We start from the raw sequence: 14,903 nt of genomic DNA on the forward strand, positions 1-14,903 counted from the left end.
GCGAATTCTCCGCGAAAGGCGTGGGGATTGGATGACTGGCAGGCGCAGGCCGGGTGTGATTATATCGCAGTTTTTTGCCGCCCAATGTCCGTCATGTTTTTCCTCAAGCGCCTCTCCCTGTCCCTGTGCCTCGTTCTGCTCGCCGCCTGTGACCGCCCCGCATCAACCGCCGATAGGGAACTGGTGGTGAGCATCCGCCCACTGGCACTGATCGCACGGGAGATTGTCGGCGCGGATATGCCGCTGCGCGTGCTGATCAGCAGCGGTGATCCACACCACTATGCGCCGAATGTATCGGCGCGCGCGGCGCTGGAGCGGGCGCAGCTGGTGGTGTGGATGGGGCCACAGCTGGAGAGTGTCCTGGCCAGGCAGGCGGCGCTGCTGCCCGCCGAACAGCAGCTCGAACTGCTCGCCAGCGGTAGCTACGAGTATCAGGGTGCCGCGGCGACGGATCCGCACCTGTGGCTGCGGCCGCGCAATGCGGCGATCATCGCCGCGCAGATCGCCGAGCGCCTGGGCCAGCTGCAGCCGCAACAGGCTGAGCTCTACCGCAGCCGCGCGCGGGACTTTTCCCGCGCCATGGCCAATCAACAGAAGGTGCTGGACCGGGCCCTGTGGGCCTATCGGGATGTACCCATCGTCGTGACCCACGATGCCTATGGGCACTTTTTCGGTTCCGCCGGTGTGGTGACCAAAGCGCTGAGTGACAGCGGTAAGGGCGGGCACGGTGCCCGCGCGCTACTTCAGTTACAGGGGCGGGGCGATGGCTGTCTGTTCGGCGAGGTGCCGGAAAATGACCGCGACCGGCAGACTGCGGCGAATCTCGGCCTGCGCTACGCCGCTCTGGACCCGCTCGCCGAACGGCTGCCAGCAAATGCCAGCTATCGCGACCTGGTCGAGCAGCTGCTGGCGCAGGCGCGCAGCTGTCTGGCCGAAGTGCCGGACGCGACGCCCGTCGGCAGCGCCGGCTAGGCGCACTCAGGAGGGTTCCTGCTGTTGCGCTTTCGCCTCGGTGCGCAGCCGCTCCTCTTCCAGTCGGCGCAGTTCCTCGGCGCGGTTTCGCTCCTGCTCCAGACGCAGTTCCTCGGCGCGGGCGGCCTCCTGTGTGGAATTGCCGCGCCTGTCGCGCTCTGCGGCCAGCGCCTTTTCCTTCTCGGTACGGAATCTGTCCAGCAGTTGCTGCTGACGCAACTTCAGTGACTGCACCTGTTCCAGCCGGCTGCGCTTCTGCTGTCGCTGCCTGAATTCGCGCGCCTGCTGCGCCTTCTCACGCGCCTCGTCATCGGTCTCGGGTTCGCCGATGACCTCGATGTACTCCATCTCCCCCGGCAGTGTCGCTTCGCTGTTGTTGCGCTCGATCGTGTCGGCGGACGCCAGCGACGGCCCGACAAGCACAGCGGATGACAGCAATAGGTGGCAAAAACTCGTACAACTCATGGTTACATCCTCTCGATAACTTCCGGTCAGCGGCGGCCGCTGCACGCGGCAGGATTCGCTCTATAAAAGCCTAGAAGTCCCCCGCTTTGCCGGCCGGCGACCTGCGGTGACTGCCATCCACCGAGCGCCGGAGTGAAGCCGTGGCGAGCGGGCGGCGGGCTGCTGGCACAGGGCCGCAGGGCATGCATGGTGGGGACTCTGCAAATGGTGTTTCCTGTCCAGGTGGGGCGGGGCGTGCAGGAGAATAGTGAAAAAATGGTGTGCGCTGCCGCGGTGTGGCCGCGACAGCGGGTGGGGCGAGCGGGGCGCAAATTGCGCTAGGAATTCTCTTTGAGCCGCTGCAGCTTTTCGGCCCGCGCGGCATCGCGCTCCGCCTGTTGTCGCAGCTGTTCCAGCTGGTGCATCTGCCGCTGCAATAGCGATTCATCCTGGCGGCGCTTGACGTCCTGTAGCAGCGATTCCCGTCGCTGCCTGTCACTCAATTCCAGCTTTTCCGTCGCGTCCCGCTGCAGGTCGGCGACAATCACCGGTGGATCGATGGCGGCGGCTACTGTCGGCGCGGCGACAGTGGCGGTTGCGAACAGAAATCCGGTCAATATCACACCTTTCATGGTCTATCCCTTCCCTCTGGTGTCTGCTGTGCTGAAGCCCGGCGTCCTGTAGCCGGGCGCCCATTACACTGCGCGGCTGTTGCCGGCAATTAACGGCTTGCGGATGATTTCGTGAACAACACATGTCGTTACCGTGAAGGAAGCCTAGATGGCGCCGCGCGAGCTTTGACGCCGCTGCGGTGACTGCCGCTGTCGGCGCGGCAAAGTGAAAGCGGCCCTTCTCGCGTGGAAAGTTGCACTCCGTGTGCGGAAAAAAGGCGGGCGCCGCGAGAAGAAAAAGTCGACGAAGGACGGTATGCTATCGGCCATTCCACACCGCCTCTCGCACAAACATTCCAACGATTGATTCCGAAGATTTATGACTGACAAGAACAGCAACGCCGCCCCGCTGATCCTGGTGGACGGCTCCTCCTACCTGTACCGCGCCTTTCACGCCCTGCCGCCGCTGACCACCAGCAAGGGCAAGCCGACCGGTGCGGTGCGCGGCGTGATCGCCATGTTGCGCCGCCACCTGAAGGAGCATCCCCATAGCACCGTGGCGGTGGTGTTCGACGCCAAGGGCAAGACCTTCCGCGACGAGCTCTTCGCCGACTACAAATCCCACCGGCCGCCGATGCCCGACGACCTGCGCGAACAGATTCAGCCGATCCACGACGTCATCGACGCCATGGGGCTGCCGCGGCTGGTCGTCGACGGCGTCGAGGCGGATGACGTGATCGGCACCCTGGCACTGGAAGCGCAGAAGCAGGGGCGCGAGGTGATCATTTCCACCGGCGACAAGGATATGGCGCAGCTGGTGCGCCCCGGCATCACGCTGGTGAACACCATGTCCAACACGGAAATGGACAGCGACGGCGTCAGGGAAAAGTTCGGCATAGGCCCGGAACTGATCATCGACTTCCTCGCGCTGATGGGCGACAAGGCCGACAATATTCCCGGCGTCCCAGGCGTCGGTGAAAAGACCGCGCTGGCGCTGCTGCAGAACCTGGGCGGACTCGAGGCGATCTACGCCGACCTGGATGCGATCGCGCCGTTGGGTTTCCGCGGCGCCAAGACCCTCGGCAAAAAGATGGCGGAGCACCGCGACGCCGCGGATATGTCCTACAAGCTCGCCACCATCAAGACCGATGTGGAGATGCCCTATCACCCACAGGAGCTGCACAACGCGGAGCCGCACACCGACAAACTGATCGAACTGTTCGGCGAGCTGGAATTCCGCGGCTGGCTGGAGGAACTGTCCGCCGAGCCGGCCGAGGAAGCCATGGCCGACGCGGTCGAGCGCGATTACATCATCATCACCGAGATGGCGGATTTCGACGCCTGGCTGCAGCAGCTGCAAGAAGCTGACATCTTCGCCTTCGATACCGAAACCACCAGCCTTAACTACATGCAGGCGAAACTGGTGGGGGTGTCCTTCGCGGTGGAGCCCTACCGGGCGGCCTACGTGCCGCTGGCGCACGACTATATGGGGGCGCCCGCGCAGCTGCCGTTTGACGAGGTGCTGCAGAAGCTGAAACCGCTGCTGGAAGATGACAAGCAGAAGAAAGTCGGCCAGAACCTGAAGTACGACAGCCATATCCTCGCCAACTACGGCATCGAGCTGCGCGGCATCGAACGTGACACCATGCTGGAATCCTATGTGCTCGACAGCACCGCCAGCCGCCACGATATGGACAGCCTGGCGCTAAAGTACCTGGGGGAGAAGACGGTGCATTTCGAGGACATCGCCGGCAAGGGCGCCAAGCAGCTGACGTTCAACCAGATCGAACTGGACAAGGCCGGTCCCTACGCGGCCGAGGATGCCGATATCACCCTGCGCCTGCACCGCGAGCTGTCCGGCCGCCTGGCCAAGGAGCCGTCGCTGGAAATGGTGCTGGATGAGATCGAGATGCCGCTGCTGCCGGTACTCGCGCGCATCGAGCGCAACGGCGCCTATATCGACGCGAAGATGCTGGCGGCACAGAGCAGCGAGCTGGAACAGAAGATGCGCGAACTGGAGCAGCAGGCCTTCGCCGTCGCCGGCGAGGAATTCAATCTCGGCTCCACCAAGCAGCTGGGTGCCATCCTGTTCGACAAGCTGCAGATCCCGGTGATCAAGAAGACCCCCAAGGGCGCGCCTTCCACCGCCGAGCCGGTGCTGCAGGAACTGGCACTGAGCCATGAGCTGCCGGCGCTGATCATGCAGTACCGCGGCCTGGCCAAGCTGAAGAACACCTATACCGACAAGCTGCCGCTGATGATCGATCCGGCCACCGGCCGCGTGCACACTTCCTATCACCAGGCGGTGGCCGCCACCGGGCGCCTGTCTTCCAGTGATCCGAATCTGCAGAACATCCCAATCCGTAGCGAAGAGGGCCGCCGTATCCGCCAGGCCTTCACCGCCGATCCGCGCGTCGATGGCGGCAGCGTGATCATCGCCGCGGACTACTCGCAGATCGAGCTGCGCATCATGGCGCACCTGTCCGGCGACAAGGGCCTAGTCGATGCCTTCGCCCAGGGCGCCGACATTCACCGCGCCACCGCCGCCGAAGTGTTCGAGGTGGCAGCGGACGACGTCAGCGATGAGCAGCGTCGCCGCGCCAAGGCGATCAACTTCGGCCTCATCTACGGCATGTCCGCGTTCGGTCTCGCCAAGCAGCTGGGCATTCCCCGCGCCGATGCGCAGACCTATATCGACCGCTACTTCGAGCGCTACCCGGGTGTGCTGCAGTACATGGAGAACACCCGCAAGCAGGCGTCGGAAAAGGGCTATGTGGAAACCCTGTTCGGCCGCCGCCTGTACCTGCCGGAGATTAACTCGCGCAACGGCATGCAGCGCCAGGCTGCCGAACGCACCGCGATCAACGCACCGATGCAGGGTACCGCCGCCGATATCATCAAGCGCGCGATGATCGCGGTGGACGCCTGGCTGGCGGAGCAGGGGCTGGCCAGCAAGCTGATCATGCAGGTGCACGACGAATTGGTGCTGGAGGTACCGGCCAGTGAAGTGAAGCAGGTCACCGCGGGCATCGTCGAGCTGATGCAGGGCGCAGCCGAACTGCATGTGCCACTGATCGTCGATCTCGGCCAGGGGACCAGCTGGGACGAGGCGCACTGACGGCGACGGTTGCTGCGCGGGTGCTTTATGGCTGCCGCGCGGAGCCGTCTGACGCTGCCATGTGCAAAGATAAGGAATACGGCGACAAATTATGTGCATTGATCAAAATTTTTACACTTTTTAACGGAAAGCGGGGAACCGTTCCGGCGACAGCCGCTCTAAAAATGCAAGATCGTTGGAATGCGTCATCATCCCCCAAGGAAGTCAGATGTTTGCCCCGGAGCTCCCCCAAGTCCGGGGCATTTTTTTTGGGAACTCCCTGAAAAACTACTGCGCGTGTGCCTGGCGGCGTCCGGCGGTGCTGGTGCGCCAGCCCGGTCGCAATCCTCACGTACTAGAAGTACGCTCCGGTTACTCCGCTCCGGCGGCCACCACCAGCCCCCCGCTCGCTACGTTTTTCAGGGGTTCCCATCCAAGGAATAGCGCCGCGCCGCCTGCAGATATAAACGCGTCTTGTTTTTCCATTTGTCCGGTTCCGCCAGTTCGCCGTCCTGCAGATGCGCCGCCGCCAGGTGCGCGCGCAGCAGGGCGCGGTAGGCCCGGTAGAAGCGCGCCAGGGCGGGCGGCGGCCGGTCGCCGCAGCAGCGATAGTAGCTCTGCAGCGCCGCATCGCCGAGGTCGGCCCGTCCCAGCAGCTCGCACTCCAGTGCCAGGTAGCTGAGTTCATCTACCGGATCGACACAGCGCAGGACGCGGTTGAATTCCAGGCAGTCGATCACCTGCGGCGGCTGCGTCAGGAAACAGTGTTCAGGGCGCAGATCGCCGTGACCCTCGACGATCTTGCCCGCTGCCGCGCGCGTGCCGAGCAGTTCCGCTGCGCTGCCGAGAAAGTGCAGCAGTGCCGCGGCAATATCGTTGATTTCCCCCGCGTCGAGCGCGAGTTCCCGCACCAGGTCTGGCGCCAGCAGCCGATCGCGCCAGTCCTCGCACTGGTGCCGCAGCCGCGTCAGGTACTGGGGTCCGCTCAACGAAATCGACTCGGCGTCGAGATAGAAGTCGCACAGCCGCTGCAGCAGCGGCGCCAGGGTTTGCGCGGTCGCGTTGTCGATCAGCGCCGGCAGGCTGGCGTCCTCGCGCAGGCGGCGCATCTTCACCAGCCACTCCACCGGTACACCGGCACCTTCTGCCAGGGCCAGTCGCCCGTCGGCATCGAGGCGCAGGGCCACCACGTCGAGATAGACATTGTCGGTCAGGCGCCGGTTCAGCCGCAGCTCCTCGCGACACACCGCATAGCGTTTGTCGAGGCTGCTGAAGTCCAGATAGCTGGAGCGCACCGGTTTCTTCATCTTGTAGGCGAAGTGATCGGTCAGGAACACCCGCGCCATATGGGTTTCCACCAGGCGCACCGATGTCGTCGCCTCCGGATAGCTGCCGGGCGCAAGCAGAAAACGAGTCTTATCCTCCAGGCCCGGAATGTTGACGGCAGGGTCGCTCATAGCGCACTTAGTCGGGGATCCTGTTTGCTAGTCTAGTTTTATTACCCAACCGTTGATTTCTGCGGGGGCCAAGTTGTGATGACGCCCTTCGAGAACCGCGTGGAGGCCGGCCGCATGCTGGCGGAAGCGCTCCGTGACTATGCGAACCGCAAAGACGTGATCGTGCTCGCCCTGCCACGGGGCGGTGTGCCACTCGGGCTGGAGCTGGTGCGCGCGCTGCACGCGCCGCTGGACCTGATGCTGGTGCGCAAGCTGGGGGTGCCCGGGCACGAGGAACTGGCAATGGGCGCCATCGCCAGCGGTGTGCGGGTGCTGAACGACGACGTGGTGCGCGGCTGCGGCATCAGCGACGAGGCGCTGGAGCAGGTGGCGCGCGCCGAGCAGGCGGAACTGGAGCGCCGCGCCAAGCGCTACCGCGGCGACAAGCCCTGGCCGGAGCTGAAGGATCGCTGCGTGATCCTGGTGGACGACGGCATCGCCACCGGCGCCACCATGGAGGTGGCCGCGCGCGCGGTGCGCCAGCAGCAGCCGGCCTTCATCGTGCTGGCGGTGCCGGTGGCGCCGCCGTCTTCGCTGCACCGTTTCTCCAGCCTCGTGGACCGGATCGAGTGCCTGATGACGCCGGAATCCTTCTGGGCCATTGGCGCCTGGTACCACGACTTTTCCCAGCTAAGTGACGAGCAGGTCATCGCCATGATGCGCGAAGCGGAAGACCTGCAGGGGAACAGCCCATGAATCGCCGCGAAGTACTGGTGAATGCCGCCGGTGAACAGCTGGAAGGGTTCCTGGCCCTGCCGGACGGTACCGGCTCCCTGGTGCTGTTCGCCCACGGCAGCGGCAGCAGCCGTTTCAGCCCGCGCAATAACATGGTCGCCGAACAGCTGAATGACGCCGGTATCGGCACGCTGCTGTTCGACCTGCTCACCGCCGACGAACACCGGATCGATGAGGTCACGCGCGAATACCGCTTTGACATCGATCTGCTGGCGCGGCGCCTGGCGGCGGCGGTGGATTGGGTTGCCCACGAGCAGACAACGGAAAAACTGCATTTCGGCCTGTTCGGCTCCAGCACCGGCGCCGCGGCGGCGCTGATTGCCGCCGCCGAGCGCCCGCTACTGGTGAAGGCAGTGGTGTCCCGCGGTGGCCGCCCGGACCTGGCCGGTTCCGATCTGCCGCTGGTAAAGGCGCCGACCCTGCTGATCGTCGGTGGCGATGATACCCAGGTGATCGAACTGAACGAGGAGGCGGCGGCGCGCATGGTCAACAGCCCGCAGCTGCAGATTATTCCGGGCGCTACGCACCTGTTCGAGGAGCCCGGCACCCTCGAGGAAGTCGTGCGCCTCGCCATCGACTGGTTCCGGCTGCACCTGTCATGAGTCGCCTGAAGCTGTTCAGTCTCGATGCCGGCGCCGACTTCGCCGGCCGCGTGGCCGCCGCGCTCGGTGAACCCCTGGCCGCGCACGAGGAGCGCGACTTTGTCGACGGCGAACACAAGCTGCGGCCACTGGACGACGTGGAGGGCGCAGACGTCTACCTGGTGCAGTCGCTGTATGGCGCCGAGCACGGCCGTGTCGACGAGCGGCTGGTGCGCGTACTGTTTTTTATCGGCGCCTTGCGGGACGCCGGCGCGGCGCGCGTGACGGCGGTGATTCCCTACCTGTGCTACGCGCGCAAGGACCGGCGCACCAAGCTGCACGATCCGCTGTCGAGCCGCTACCTGGCCAGCCTGTTCGAGTCGCTCGGCACCGACGCGGTAGTCACCCTGGACGTACACAACCAGGCCGCCTTCGAGAACGCCTTCCGCTGCCGCACCCTGCACCTGCCGGCGCAGCCCCTGTTCGTGGATTTCGCCGCGGAACAGCTCGCCGGCGATGAGCGCCCGCTGGTGGTGGCGTCGCCGGATGTCGGCGGCGTCAAACGGGCCGAGGCGTTCCGCACGGCCCTGGGTGAACGGCTGCAGCGGGACATAGGCCGCGCCTTCGTGGAAAAGTACCGCAGCGGCGACCAGCTCAGCGGCGGGGTGCTGGTTGGCGAGGTGCGGGGGGCCAGCGTTCTGATCGTCGACGACCTGATCGCCGGCGGCGGCACTCTGTCCCGCGCCACCGCCGCCATTCGCGATGGCGGCGCCAGTCGCATTATCGCGCTCGCCAGCCACGGCCAGTTCTGTGGCAATGCGCTCGCCGATATCCAGCGATTGCCGCTGGACGCCGTCGCCGTGACCAACTCGCTGCCGCAGGCCGCCGGCGCTGGCAAGCTGCGGGTTGTCGATTGCGCGCCGCTGATTGCGGAGGCGATCCGCCGTCTGCACGACAGCGGCCCGGCGACTCAGCTCAGTGTCTAGCCCGGATGTTGCATCAGGGGCCGCGATGATCGCGCCGAGGTCTGTGCGTTCGGTACATTTTTGCGGCGTATATGCATGCTTATTGCACGTATTAGCCGCAAAAATGTACTGAGCGTGCAGAGATCAAGCGAGGGCGTGGCCAGCGGTGGAGGGTAACAACTTGTACCTGAGTGAAAACCCAAGACATTTCTTCCAATCAAAGACTTAAGTGGAATATCAAGCGGCCTGGTGCAATATCCGGGCTAGGGGTTAACGGGTCCAGATGGCGCGCTTCGACTGCGAAATCTCCGAGTTTATCTGGGCGACCAAGTACCGCCACCGGGGCATTGGACGCGCCGGTGAGCACATCCTCGACCAGACCCTGGAGGACAGCTGGCGCCGGCTCGCCAATGCGCTGGCTGCGGTGGAGCCTCGCCAGCACGAGCTGTGGGCCCAGCGCTTCTACCACAACCTGGCGGATTTCCGCTTTCTACCCGGCGGCCGCATTCTCGCTGGCGCCGGTACCGGGCACCGGGTCACCCTGTTCAACTGCTTCGTGATGGGCACCATCGAAGACTCGATGGAGGCGATTTTCGAGCGCCTCAAGGAGGGGGCGCTGACCATGCAGCAGGGCGGCGGTATCGGCTGCGACTTTTCCACGCTGCGGCCGGCCGGCAGCTGCGCGCAGCACACCGGCACTGTCGCCTCGGGACCCGTGTCGTTTATGCGTATCTGGGATGCCATGTGCGCGACCTTGCTGTCTACCGGCAGCCGCCGCGGCGCGATGATGGCGACGCTGCGCTGCGATCACCCGGACATAGAGCAGTTTGTCGAGGCCAAGCGGGATCCCCGCGAGCTGCGCCACTTCAATCTGTCGGTGCTGGTCAGCGACGATTTCATGGCGGCAGTGGCCGGCGATGAAGAATGGCCGCTGGTATTCCCGGACCGCCAGCTGGAGGGGCAGGGCGGCGACTTGATTCCGCGCCGCTGGAGTGGCGCAGCCGACGTCGTGCCCTGTCGGGTCCTGCGACGCCTGCCGGCGCGGCAGCTGTGGCAGAAGATTATGCACGCCACCTACGACTGCGCCGAACCGGGGGTGCTGTTTATCGACCAGATCAACCGGCACAACAACCTCTACTATCGCGAGCACATCAGCGCGACCAACCCCTGCGGCGAGATTCCGCTGCCGCCGTACGGCGCCTGCAATCTGGGCTCGATCAACTTAACGCGGTTCGTGCGCGAACCCTTCAGCGACCGCGCGCGGCTGGACTGGGACGGCATCCGCGACTGCGCGGCCCTGGGGGTGCGCATGCTCGACAACGTCATCGAGCTGTCCCGCTATCCGCTGCCGGCGCAGGAACAGCAGGCCCGCGGCAGCCGGCGGATCGGCATCGGTATCACCGGTCTTGCCGACGCCCTGATCACCCTGGGCATGCACTACGACAGCGACGCGGCGCGGGACCTGGCCGCACGGGTCATGCGCACCCTGCGCGACAGCGCCTACGGCAGCGCCATTGCGCTGGCAGAGGAGAAAGGCACATTTCCGTTCTTCCAGCGCGATGACTACCTGCGCGGCGCCGATATCCGAGCGCTGCCGGACGCGCTGCAGCGCGCCATCGCCGAGCGCGGCATCCGCAACAGTCACCTGATAGCGATCGCGCCCACCGGCACCATCAGCCTGCTGGCGAACTGCGTTTCCAGTGGCGTGGAACCGGTGTTCGATTTTCGCCACCGCCGCCGGGTGCTGACCGCCACCGGCGCCTACCGCGAGTTCGAAATCGTCGATCCCGCCTACCGGCTCTGGTGCGACTCGGGCGGCAATTGCGGCGCCTTGCCGCCGACTTTTGTCGCGGCGCGCAGCCTGTCGCCGCGGGCCCATCTTCTAATGGAAGCGGCACTGCAGCCATTTGTGGACAATGCAATTTCGAAAACAGTGAACGTTCCGGCGGATTATCCTTTCGAAAAATTCGAATCCCTCTATCGCGAGGCCTTCGAGCTGGGTCTGAAGGGCTGCACCACTTTCCGCCCCAATCCCATCACCCAGTCGGTCCTGACCAGCGGTGCCGAGCAGCCGGCCGGTCACTGCTGCGATATCGAGCGGGAGGGCGAGTGATACCCACAGGGACATCTGCGCCACTGCCGGCCGTTAACGCTTCTTTACTCAATGCAAAGGAACCACCTTATGTGGCGCCCCTCTAAATAGACAAATCATTGTTGCTCCTCAAACCCCCAACACAATCAGCTTCCCCGGCCCCGAAACCTCCCCAACATCGGGGCTTTTTTTTGCCCGGTATAAACAGTGGCTATTGCCCCGATTGGAATCCACTGGCGGAACAGCGGCGTAAAAAGCGCTACTATTTTTGTGCTACTTCCGTGCGAGCGGTCACCGATTTACTGGGGAAACGGGCGTCGCGAGCCTAATGTTGTACTGGTTGGGAGCAGAAAGATTTTGTGGGTGTGAACCCACAGGCGCATCCGTCCCCCTGGGTGCGTCTGTAAGTGCCCGTCCCCAAGGGCACTAACCCCTAGCCGGTAGTCCCCATCTACCGGCTTTTTTTATGCCCGCTGTATTCGGCGGCCGCCGTCCCGCGGCGGCGACAAGAAATCAGGCGCGTGCTTCTTCTTTGATTTGTTGCAAACGATAATGATTCGCAATAACCTGCTCGCAGGTCAAACGAGGATTTCGCCGTGAAGTTACGATTTCTCTGTGCCAATCACCGCCAGTGGCTGACGGCCGATAGCGGGCGCGCGGAACAGGCGTGGCTGGATTGGGTCGAGAGGGGCGCCACTCTCTGTGAAGAGGGCAACCACGCCGAGGCTATTCCGCTGCTGGGCTGCGCCTTCGACCTGGCCAGTTTCCTGCTCGGTGAGCACTGGCCGGGCTATGCGGTCGCGGCGGTGCGCTTCAGTGACACTGCCCGCCAGCTGATGGCGGCCTACCGCCGGAACGGTGAATCCGGCCCGGCCAACTACATACTGGTGGGTGCCAGTTCGCTGCTGGCGCGGGAGCTGCACGATCGCCGTAACTACCAGGTCACCGCGGACTGCATCCGCACGCTCTACGCCGGCCAGCCGCACGCGGCGGCGCCGCAGCCCTGGCCGAAGGACAGCGCCGGCGCCCGGCGCCTGCACTGAGCCGGCGATCGCCGCATGGACGCCGTCGAGTCAGCGCAATTTCTGCAGATTGAGATACGCGAGGAAACGCTGGTGCTGCTGCTGGCCCAGCGGCGCCTGCGCGCCGAAGAGCTGCGCGGCCTGACCCCGCAGGCGCGCCGGCAATTGCGGCGGCTACTGCTGCGGTCGCTGTTGTCGGGCCCGGATCGGGATGGCGGCGCCGGTCTCGGCAGGGCACGCTGGTAAAAGCCCCGGGCGGGGCGGATCTCACTGCTCCAGCGCGAGCCACGCGTTCAGCTTGCGCTCCAGCTTGTCGAGGCCGGTCTTCTTGGTCGACGAGAAGATCTGCACGCTCACCCCGGTATCCAGCCCCTGCTCCTTCAGCGCCTTCTCCACCGCAAAGCGGGTGTTGTTGGCGGGACCATTCTTCAGCTTGTCGGCCTTGGTCAGCAGTATGTGTGCTGGCAGGCCGGACTGCACCGCCCAGGTCAGCATCTGCAGGTCGAACTCTTTCAACGGCTGGCGGATATCCATCAGCAGAATCAGGCCGCGCAGGCACTCCCGCTTCTCGAGGTAGAAGGCCAGGTGGCGCTGCCACTCGTCCTTCATCGACCGCGCCACCTTGGCGTAGCCGTAACCGGGCAGGTCCACCAGGCGCTGCTGGTCGGACACGCGGAAGAAATTGATCAGCTGGGTGCGCCCCGGTGTTTTGGAGGTGCGCGCCAGCTTATTGTTGCCGGTCAGGGCATTGATCGCACTGGACTTGCCGGCGTTGGAGCGCCCGGCGAAGGCTACCTCGGCACCGGTGTCCTCGGGGCACTCCGCCAGGGTCGGCGCGCTGGTGAGGAACTGCACAGTGCGGTAGTTGAGTTTTTCCGGATGGGGTTCGGTTTGCATATCTGGCATGGTTTAGTCTGCTGATTCGGTACACTCGCTTGGCGCGCAAGTATATAATGCCGCGGATTACGCGTCGCAGGACTATTGGGGGCGGCGCAGATGCCATATTTCAGCGCGCAATGGGACGACGTATGAACAGCATTATAAAGAACACCGCTCTGGCTCTCGGTCTGGCTCTGCTGGGGACTGCACCCCTGGCCATGGCGGCCGGAGATGCCACCGCGGGCAAGGCGAAGGCCGCTCAGTGCGCCGCCTGTCACGGTGCCGACGGCAACAGCCCGGCGCCGACCTTCCCGAAGCTGGCGGGACAGGGTGAGAAATACCTGGCCAAGCAGCTGATGGATATCAAGAGCGGTGCGCGCCCGGTACCACAGATGATCGGCCAGCTCGACAATTTCAACGAGCAGGACCTGCAGGACATGGCCGCTTTCTTCGCCTCCCAGCAGATTCAGCTGGCCGGTTCCGAGGCCATTTCCGTGATGCTGAACAGTGGCGAAAGCGTAGACGGCCTGATCCTGGGCCGCGACCTGTTCCGCGCCGGCAACTCGCAAACCGGCGTGCCGGCCTGCATGGGCTGCCACTCGCCGACCGGCGTGGGCAATGCGCCGGCGGGCTACCCGCGCCTGTCTGGTCAGTTCGCCCAGTATGTGGAGACCCAGCTGAAGGCATTCCGCGAGGGTACTCGCGCCAACGATGGCGACACCCGCATGATGCGCACCGTGGCCAAGCAGCTGTCCGACGCGGAGATCAAGGCGCTGGCCAACTATGTGGCGGGCCTGACCGACTGATCGCAGCGCGTCTAGCTACCGAAAGGCCGGTCACAGACCGGCCTTTTTTGTGCCCGATAACTGCCTGGATCCGGCTCGATCAACGCATTTCTGCCAAATTGTGCATTTATTGGCCAGGATCCTTGCTTGTGCGCGCGGGAACTTAAATAATCTGCGCTGTCTATTGAGTACTAATGAGGCCCCCGGGTCGAAAAAATAAAGTTGGAGAAGACTTATGAGAGCCGTCGTCGCCCCCCTGTTCAAGGGATTCGCCATGGTTTTGGCAATGCTGTTCAGCCTGGTCGCCTGTGCCCAGGACAGCGGTGAGTTCAAGGCCGGTCAGCACTACCAGGTCCTGCCGGAGGCGGTGCCGCAGAAAGACGACAGCAAGATCGAGGTGACCGAGCTGTTCTGGTACGGCTGCGGCCACTGCTACCACTTCGAGCCGTCCCTGAACACCTGGAAGAAAGACGTCCCGGAGGACGTCACGCTGCTGAAGATCCCCGCTATCTGGCAGCCGGTGATGGAAGTGCATGCCCGCATGTACTACGTGGCCGACGCCATGGGCGTGCTGGACACGATGCACGCACCGATCTTCAACGCGGTCAACAACCAGCGCAAGATGTTCGCCACCCGCGACGGCCGCGACTGGAACGCCGATCTGGCGGCGATCGAGGCGCTGTTCAACAAGCATGGCACCGATGGCGCCAAGGCCGCCAAGCTGATGAACTCCTTCGCCGTCAACAGCAAGGTCAAGCAGGGTATGGCCAATCAGCGCGCCTACCAGCTGTCCGGCACTCCGGAAATGGTAGTGGCCGGCAAGTACCGTATCAGCACCTCTCTGCCGGGCCTGAAAGGCAAGAGCAATGGTCAGGAACTGATGCTGCAGGTGGCAGACTACCTGATTGCCAAGGAGCGCGCCGAGCGCGGCTGATCGCTTCGGTAATCCAAAACCCCGCCGCGAGCGGGGTTTTTTGTAGCTCGGCACATCCCTGTGCCTCGCCCGCTTCGCGGGCAGCCCCAGGCTGCGCAAATTTGTTCCAGACAAATTTGTCGGGCCATTCCTGGCTCGGAACGCCGAACCGCTCACCCCTGCGGGAGCAGCCTTCGGCTGTGCAAAACGGTAGTCCGTGGCGTTTCGTGTGCCCATCGGTTGCTAATGGTGCGACCGAACAGCACTTTGTATTCATTTCGGCGCCGTTTCTGGCGTTGGCCTGCTAACCT

At 64.2% G+C, this 14,903-nt stretch carries 14 protein-coding genes; 10 read left to right on the forward strand and 4 right to left on the reverse strand.

Features of this window, described 5'->3' with window-relative positions; translation table 11 throughout:
- The first annotated feature begins 84 nt into the window (after nucleotides 1–84).
- On the forward strand, nucleotides 85–972 hold the full coding sequence (locus tag BUC36_RS09920) for a metal ABC transporter solute-binding protein, Zn/Mn family (RefSeq protein WP_234994941.1): 888 nt from the start codon (nucleotides 85–87) through the stop codon (nucleotides 970–972).
- A gap of 6 nt (nucleotides 973–978) precedes the next feature.
- Here the strand turns inward: BUC36_RS09920 and BUC36_RS09925 are convergent, their stop codons facing one another.
- Both BUC36_RS09925 and BUC36_RS09930 read right to left on the reverse strand, forming a co-directional pair.
- Nucleotides 979–1,437, reverse strand: coding sequence for a hypothetical protein (locus BUC36_RS09925; protein ID WP_143186929.1), 459 nt, complete (start codon nucleotides 1,435–1,437; stop codon nucleotides 979–981).
- A 317-nt stretch (nucleotides 1,438–1,754) separates the two neighbouring features.
- Complete coding sequence (locus BUC36_RS09930; RefSeq protein ID WP_073274174.1) at nucleotides 1,755–2,048, reverse strand: hypothetical protein; 294 nt, start codon at nucleotides 2,046–2,048, stop codon at nucleotides 1,755–1,757.
- A gap of 358 nt (nucleotides 2,049–2,406) precedes the next feature.
- Here BUC36_RS09930 and polA point away from each other — a divergent pair, with 358 nt between their 5' ends.
- Nucleotides 2,407–5,145, forward strand: a complete 2,739-nt coding sequence (gene polA / locus BUC36_RS09935) for a DNA polymerase I (RefSeq protein WP_073274176.1) — start codon at nucleotides 2,407–2,409, stop codon at nucleotides 5,143–5,145.
- Between the two features lie 398 nt (nucleotides 5,146–5,543).
- Here the strand turns inward: polA and BUC36_RS09940 are convergent, their stop codons facing one another.
- Nucleotides 5,544–6,581, reverse strand: coding sequence for a hypothetical protein (locus BUC36_RS09940; RefSeq protein WP_073274179.1), 1,038 nt, complete (start codon nucleotides 6,579–6,581; stop codon nucleotides 5,544–5,546).
- Between the two features lie 78 nt (nucleotides 6,582–6,659).
- Here BUC36_RS09940 and BUC36_RS19210 point away from each other — a divergent pair, with 78 nt between their 5' ends.
- The 6 genes from BUC36_RS19210 to BUC36_RS09970 all read left to right on the forward strand — a co-directional run bounded on the left by BUC36_RS19210 (nucleotide 6,660) and on the right by BUC36_RS09970 (nucleotide 12,261).
- Nucleotides 6,660–7,316, forward strand: coding sequence for a phosphoribosyltransferase (locus tag BUC36_RS19210; RefSeq protein WP_073274181.1), 657 nt, complete (start codon nucleotides 6,660–6,662; stop codon nucleotides 7,314–7,316).
- Nucleotides 7,313–7,957 carry a dienelactone hydrolase family protein gene (locus BUC36_RS19215; protein ID WP_073274184.1) on the forward strand — a complete coding sequence of 215 codons (645 nt, stop codon included), beginning with the start codon at nucleotides 7,313–7,315 and terminating at the stop codon, nucleotides 7,955–7,957. The genes BUC36_RS19210 and BUC36_RS19215 overlap by 4 nt, the downstream gene beginning before the upstream one ends.
- Nucleotides 7,954–8,922 (forward strand): ribose-phosphate diphosphokinase, encoded by a 969-nt coding sequence (locus tag BUC36_RS09955; protein WP_073274186.1) that lies wholly within the window; start codon nucleotides 7,954–7,956, stop codon nucleotides 8,920–8,922. The genes BUC36_RS19215 and BUC36_RS09955 overlap by 4 nt, the downstream gene beginning before the upstream one ends.
- A gap of 262 nt (nucleotides 8,923–9,184) precedes the next feature.
- The gene (locus tag BUC36_RS09960; RefSeq protein WP_073274189.1) at nucleotides 9,185–11,014 is read left to right on the forward strand and encodes an adenosylcobalamin-dependent ribonucleoside-diphosphate reductase; all 1,830 of its coding nucleotides are present in this window, start codon (nucleotides 9,185–9,187) and stop codon (nucleotides 11,012–11,014) included.
- A gap of 575 nt (nucleotides 11,015–11,589) precedes the next feature.
- Nucleotides 11,590–12,036, forward strand: a complete 447-nt coding sequence (locus tag BUC36_RS09965) for a tetratricopeptide repeat protein (protein WP_073274191.1) — start codon at nucleotides 11,590–11,592, stop codon at nucleotides 12,034–12,036.
- Nucleotides 12,037–12,051: 15 nt separating this feature from the next.
- Nucleotides 12,052–12,261 carry a hypothetical protein gene (locus BUC36_RS09970; RefSeq protein WP_073274193.1) on the forward strand — a complete coding sequence of 70 codons (210 nt, stop codon included), beginning with the start codon at nucleotides 12,052–12,054 and terminating at the stop codon, nucleotides 12,259–12,261.
- Between the two features lie 21 nt (nucleotides 12,262–12,282).
- Here BUC36_RS09970 and yihA read toward each other — a convergent pair whose 3' ends face one another.
- A complete protein-coding gene (gene yihA / locus BUC36_RS09975; protein ID WP_073274828.1) occupies nucleotides 12,283–12,912 on the reverse strand; it encodes a ribosome biogenesis GTP-binding protein YihA/YsxC in 630 nt (209 codons plus the stop codon).
- Nucleotides 12,913–13,043: 131 nt separating this feature from the next.
- Between yihA and BUC36_RS09980 the strand changes: the two genes are divergently transcribed.
- Both BUC36_RS09980 and BUC36_RS09985 read left to right on the forward strand, forming a co-directional pair.
- The gene (locus tag BUC36_RS09980; RefSeq protein WP_073274195.1) at nucleotides 13,044–13,700 is read left to right on the forward strand and encodes a c-type cytochrome; all 657 of its coding nucleotides are present in this window, start codon (nucleotides 13,044–13,046) and stop codon (nucleotides 13,698–13,700) included.
- Between the two features lie 214 nt (nucleotides 13,701–13,914).
- Nucleotides 13,915–14,613 carry a thiol:disulfide interchange protein DsbA/DsbL gene (locus BUC36_RS09985; RefSeq protein ID WP_073274197.1) on the forward strand — a complete coding sequence of 233 codons (699 nt, stop codon included), beginning with the start codon at nucleotides 13,915–13,917 and terminating at the stop codon, nucleotides 14,611–14,613.
- Nucleotides 14,614–14,903: the final 290 nt, after the last annotated feature.

This window comes from Microbulbifer donghaiensis, assembly GCF_900129095.1.
GTDB classification, from domain to species: Bacteria; Pseudomonadota; Gammaproteobacteria; order Pseudomonadales; family Cellvibrionaceae; genus Microbulbifer; species Microbulbifer donghaiensis.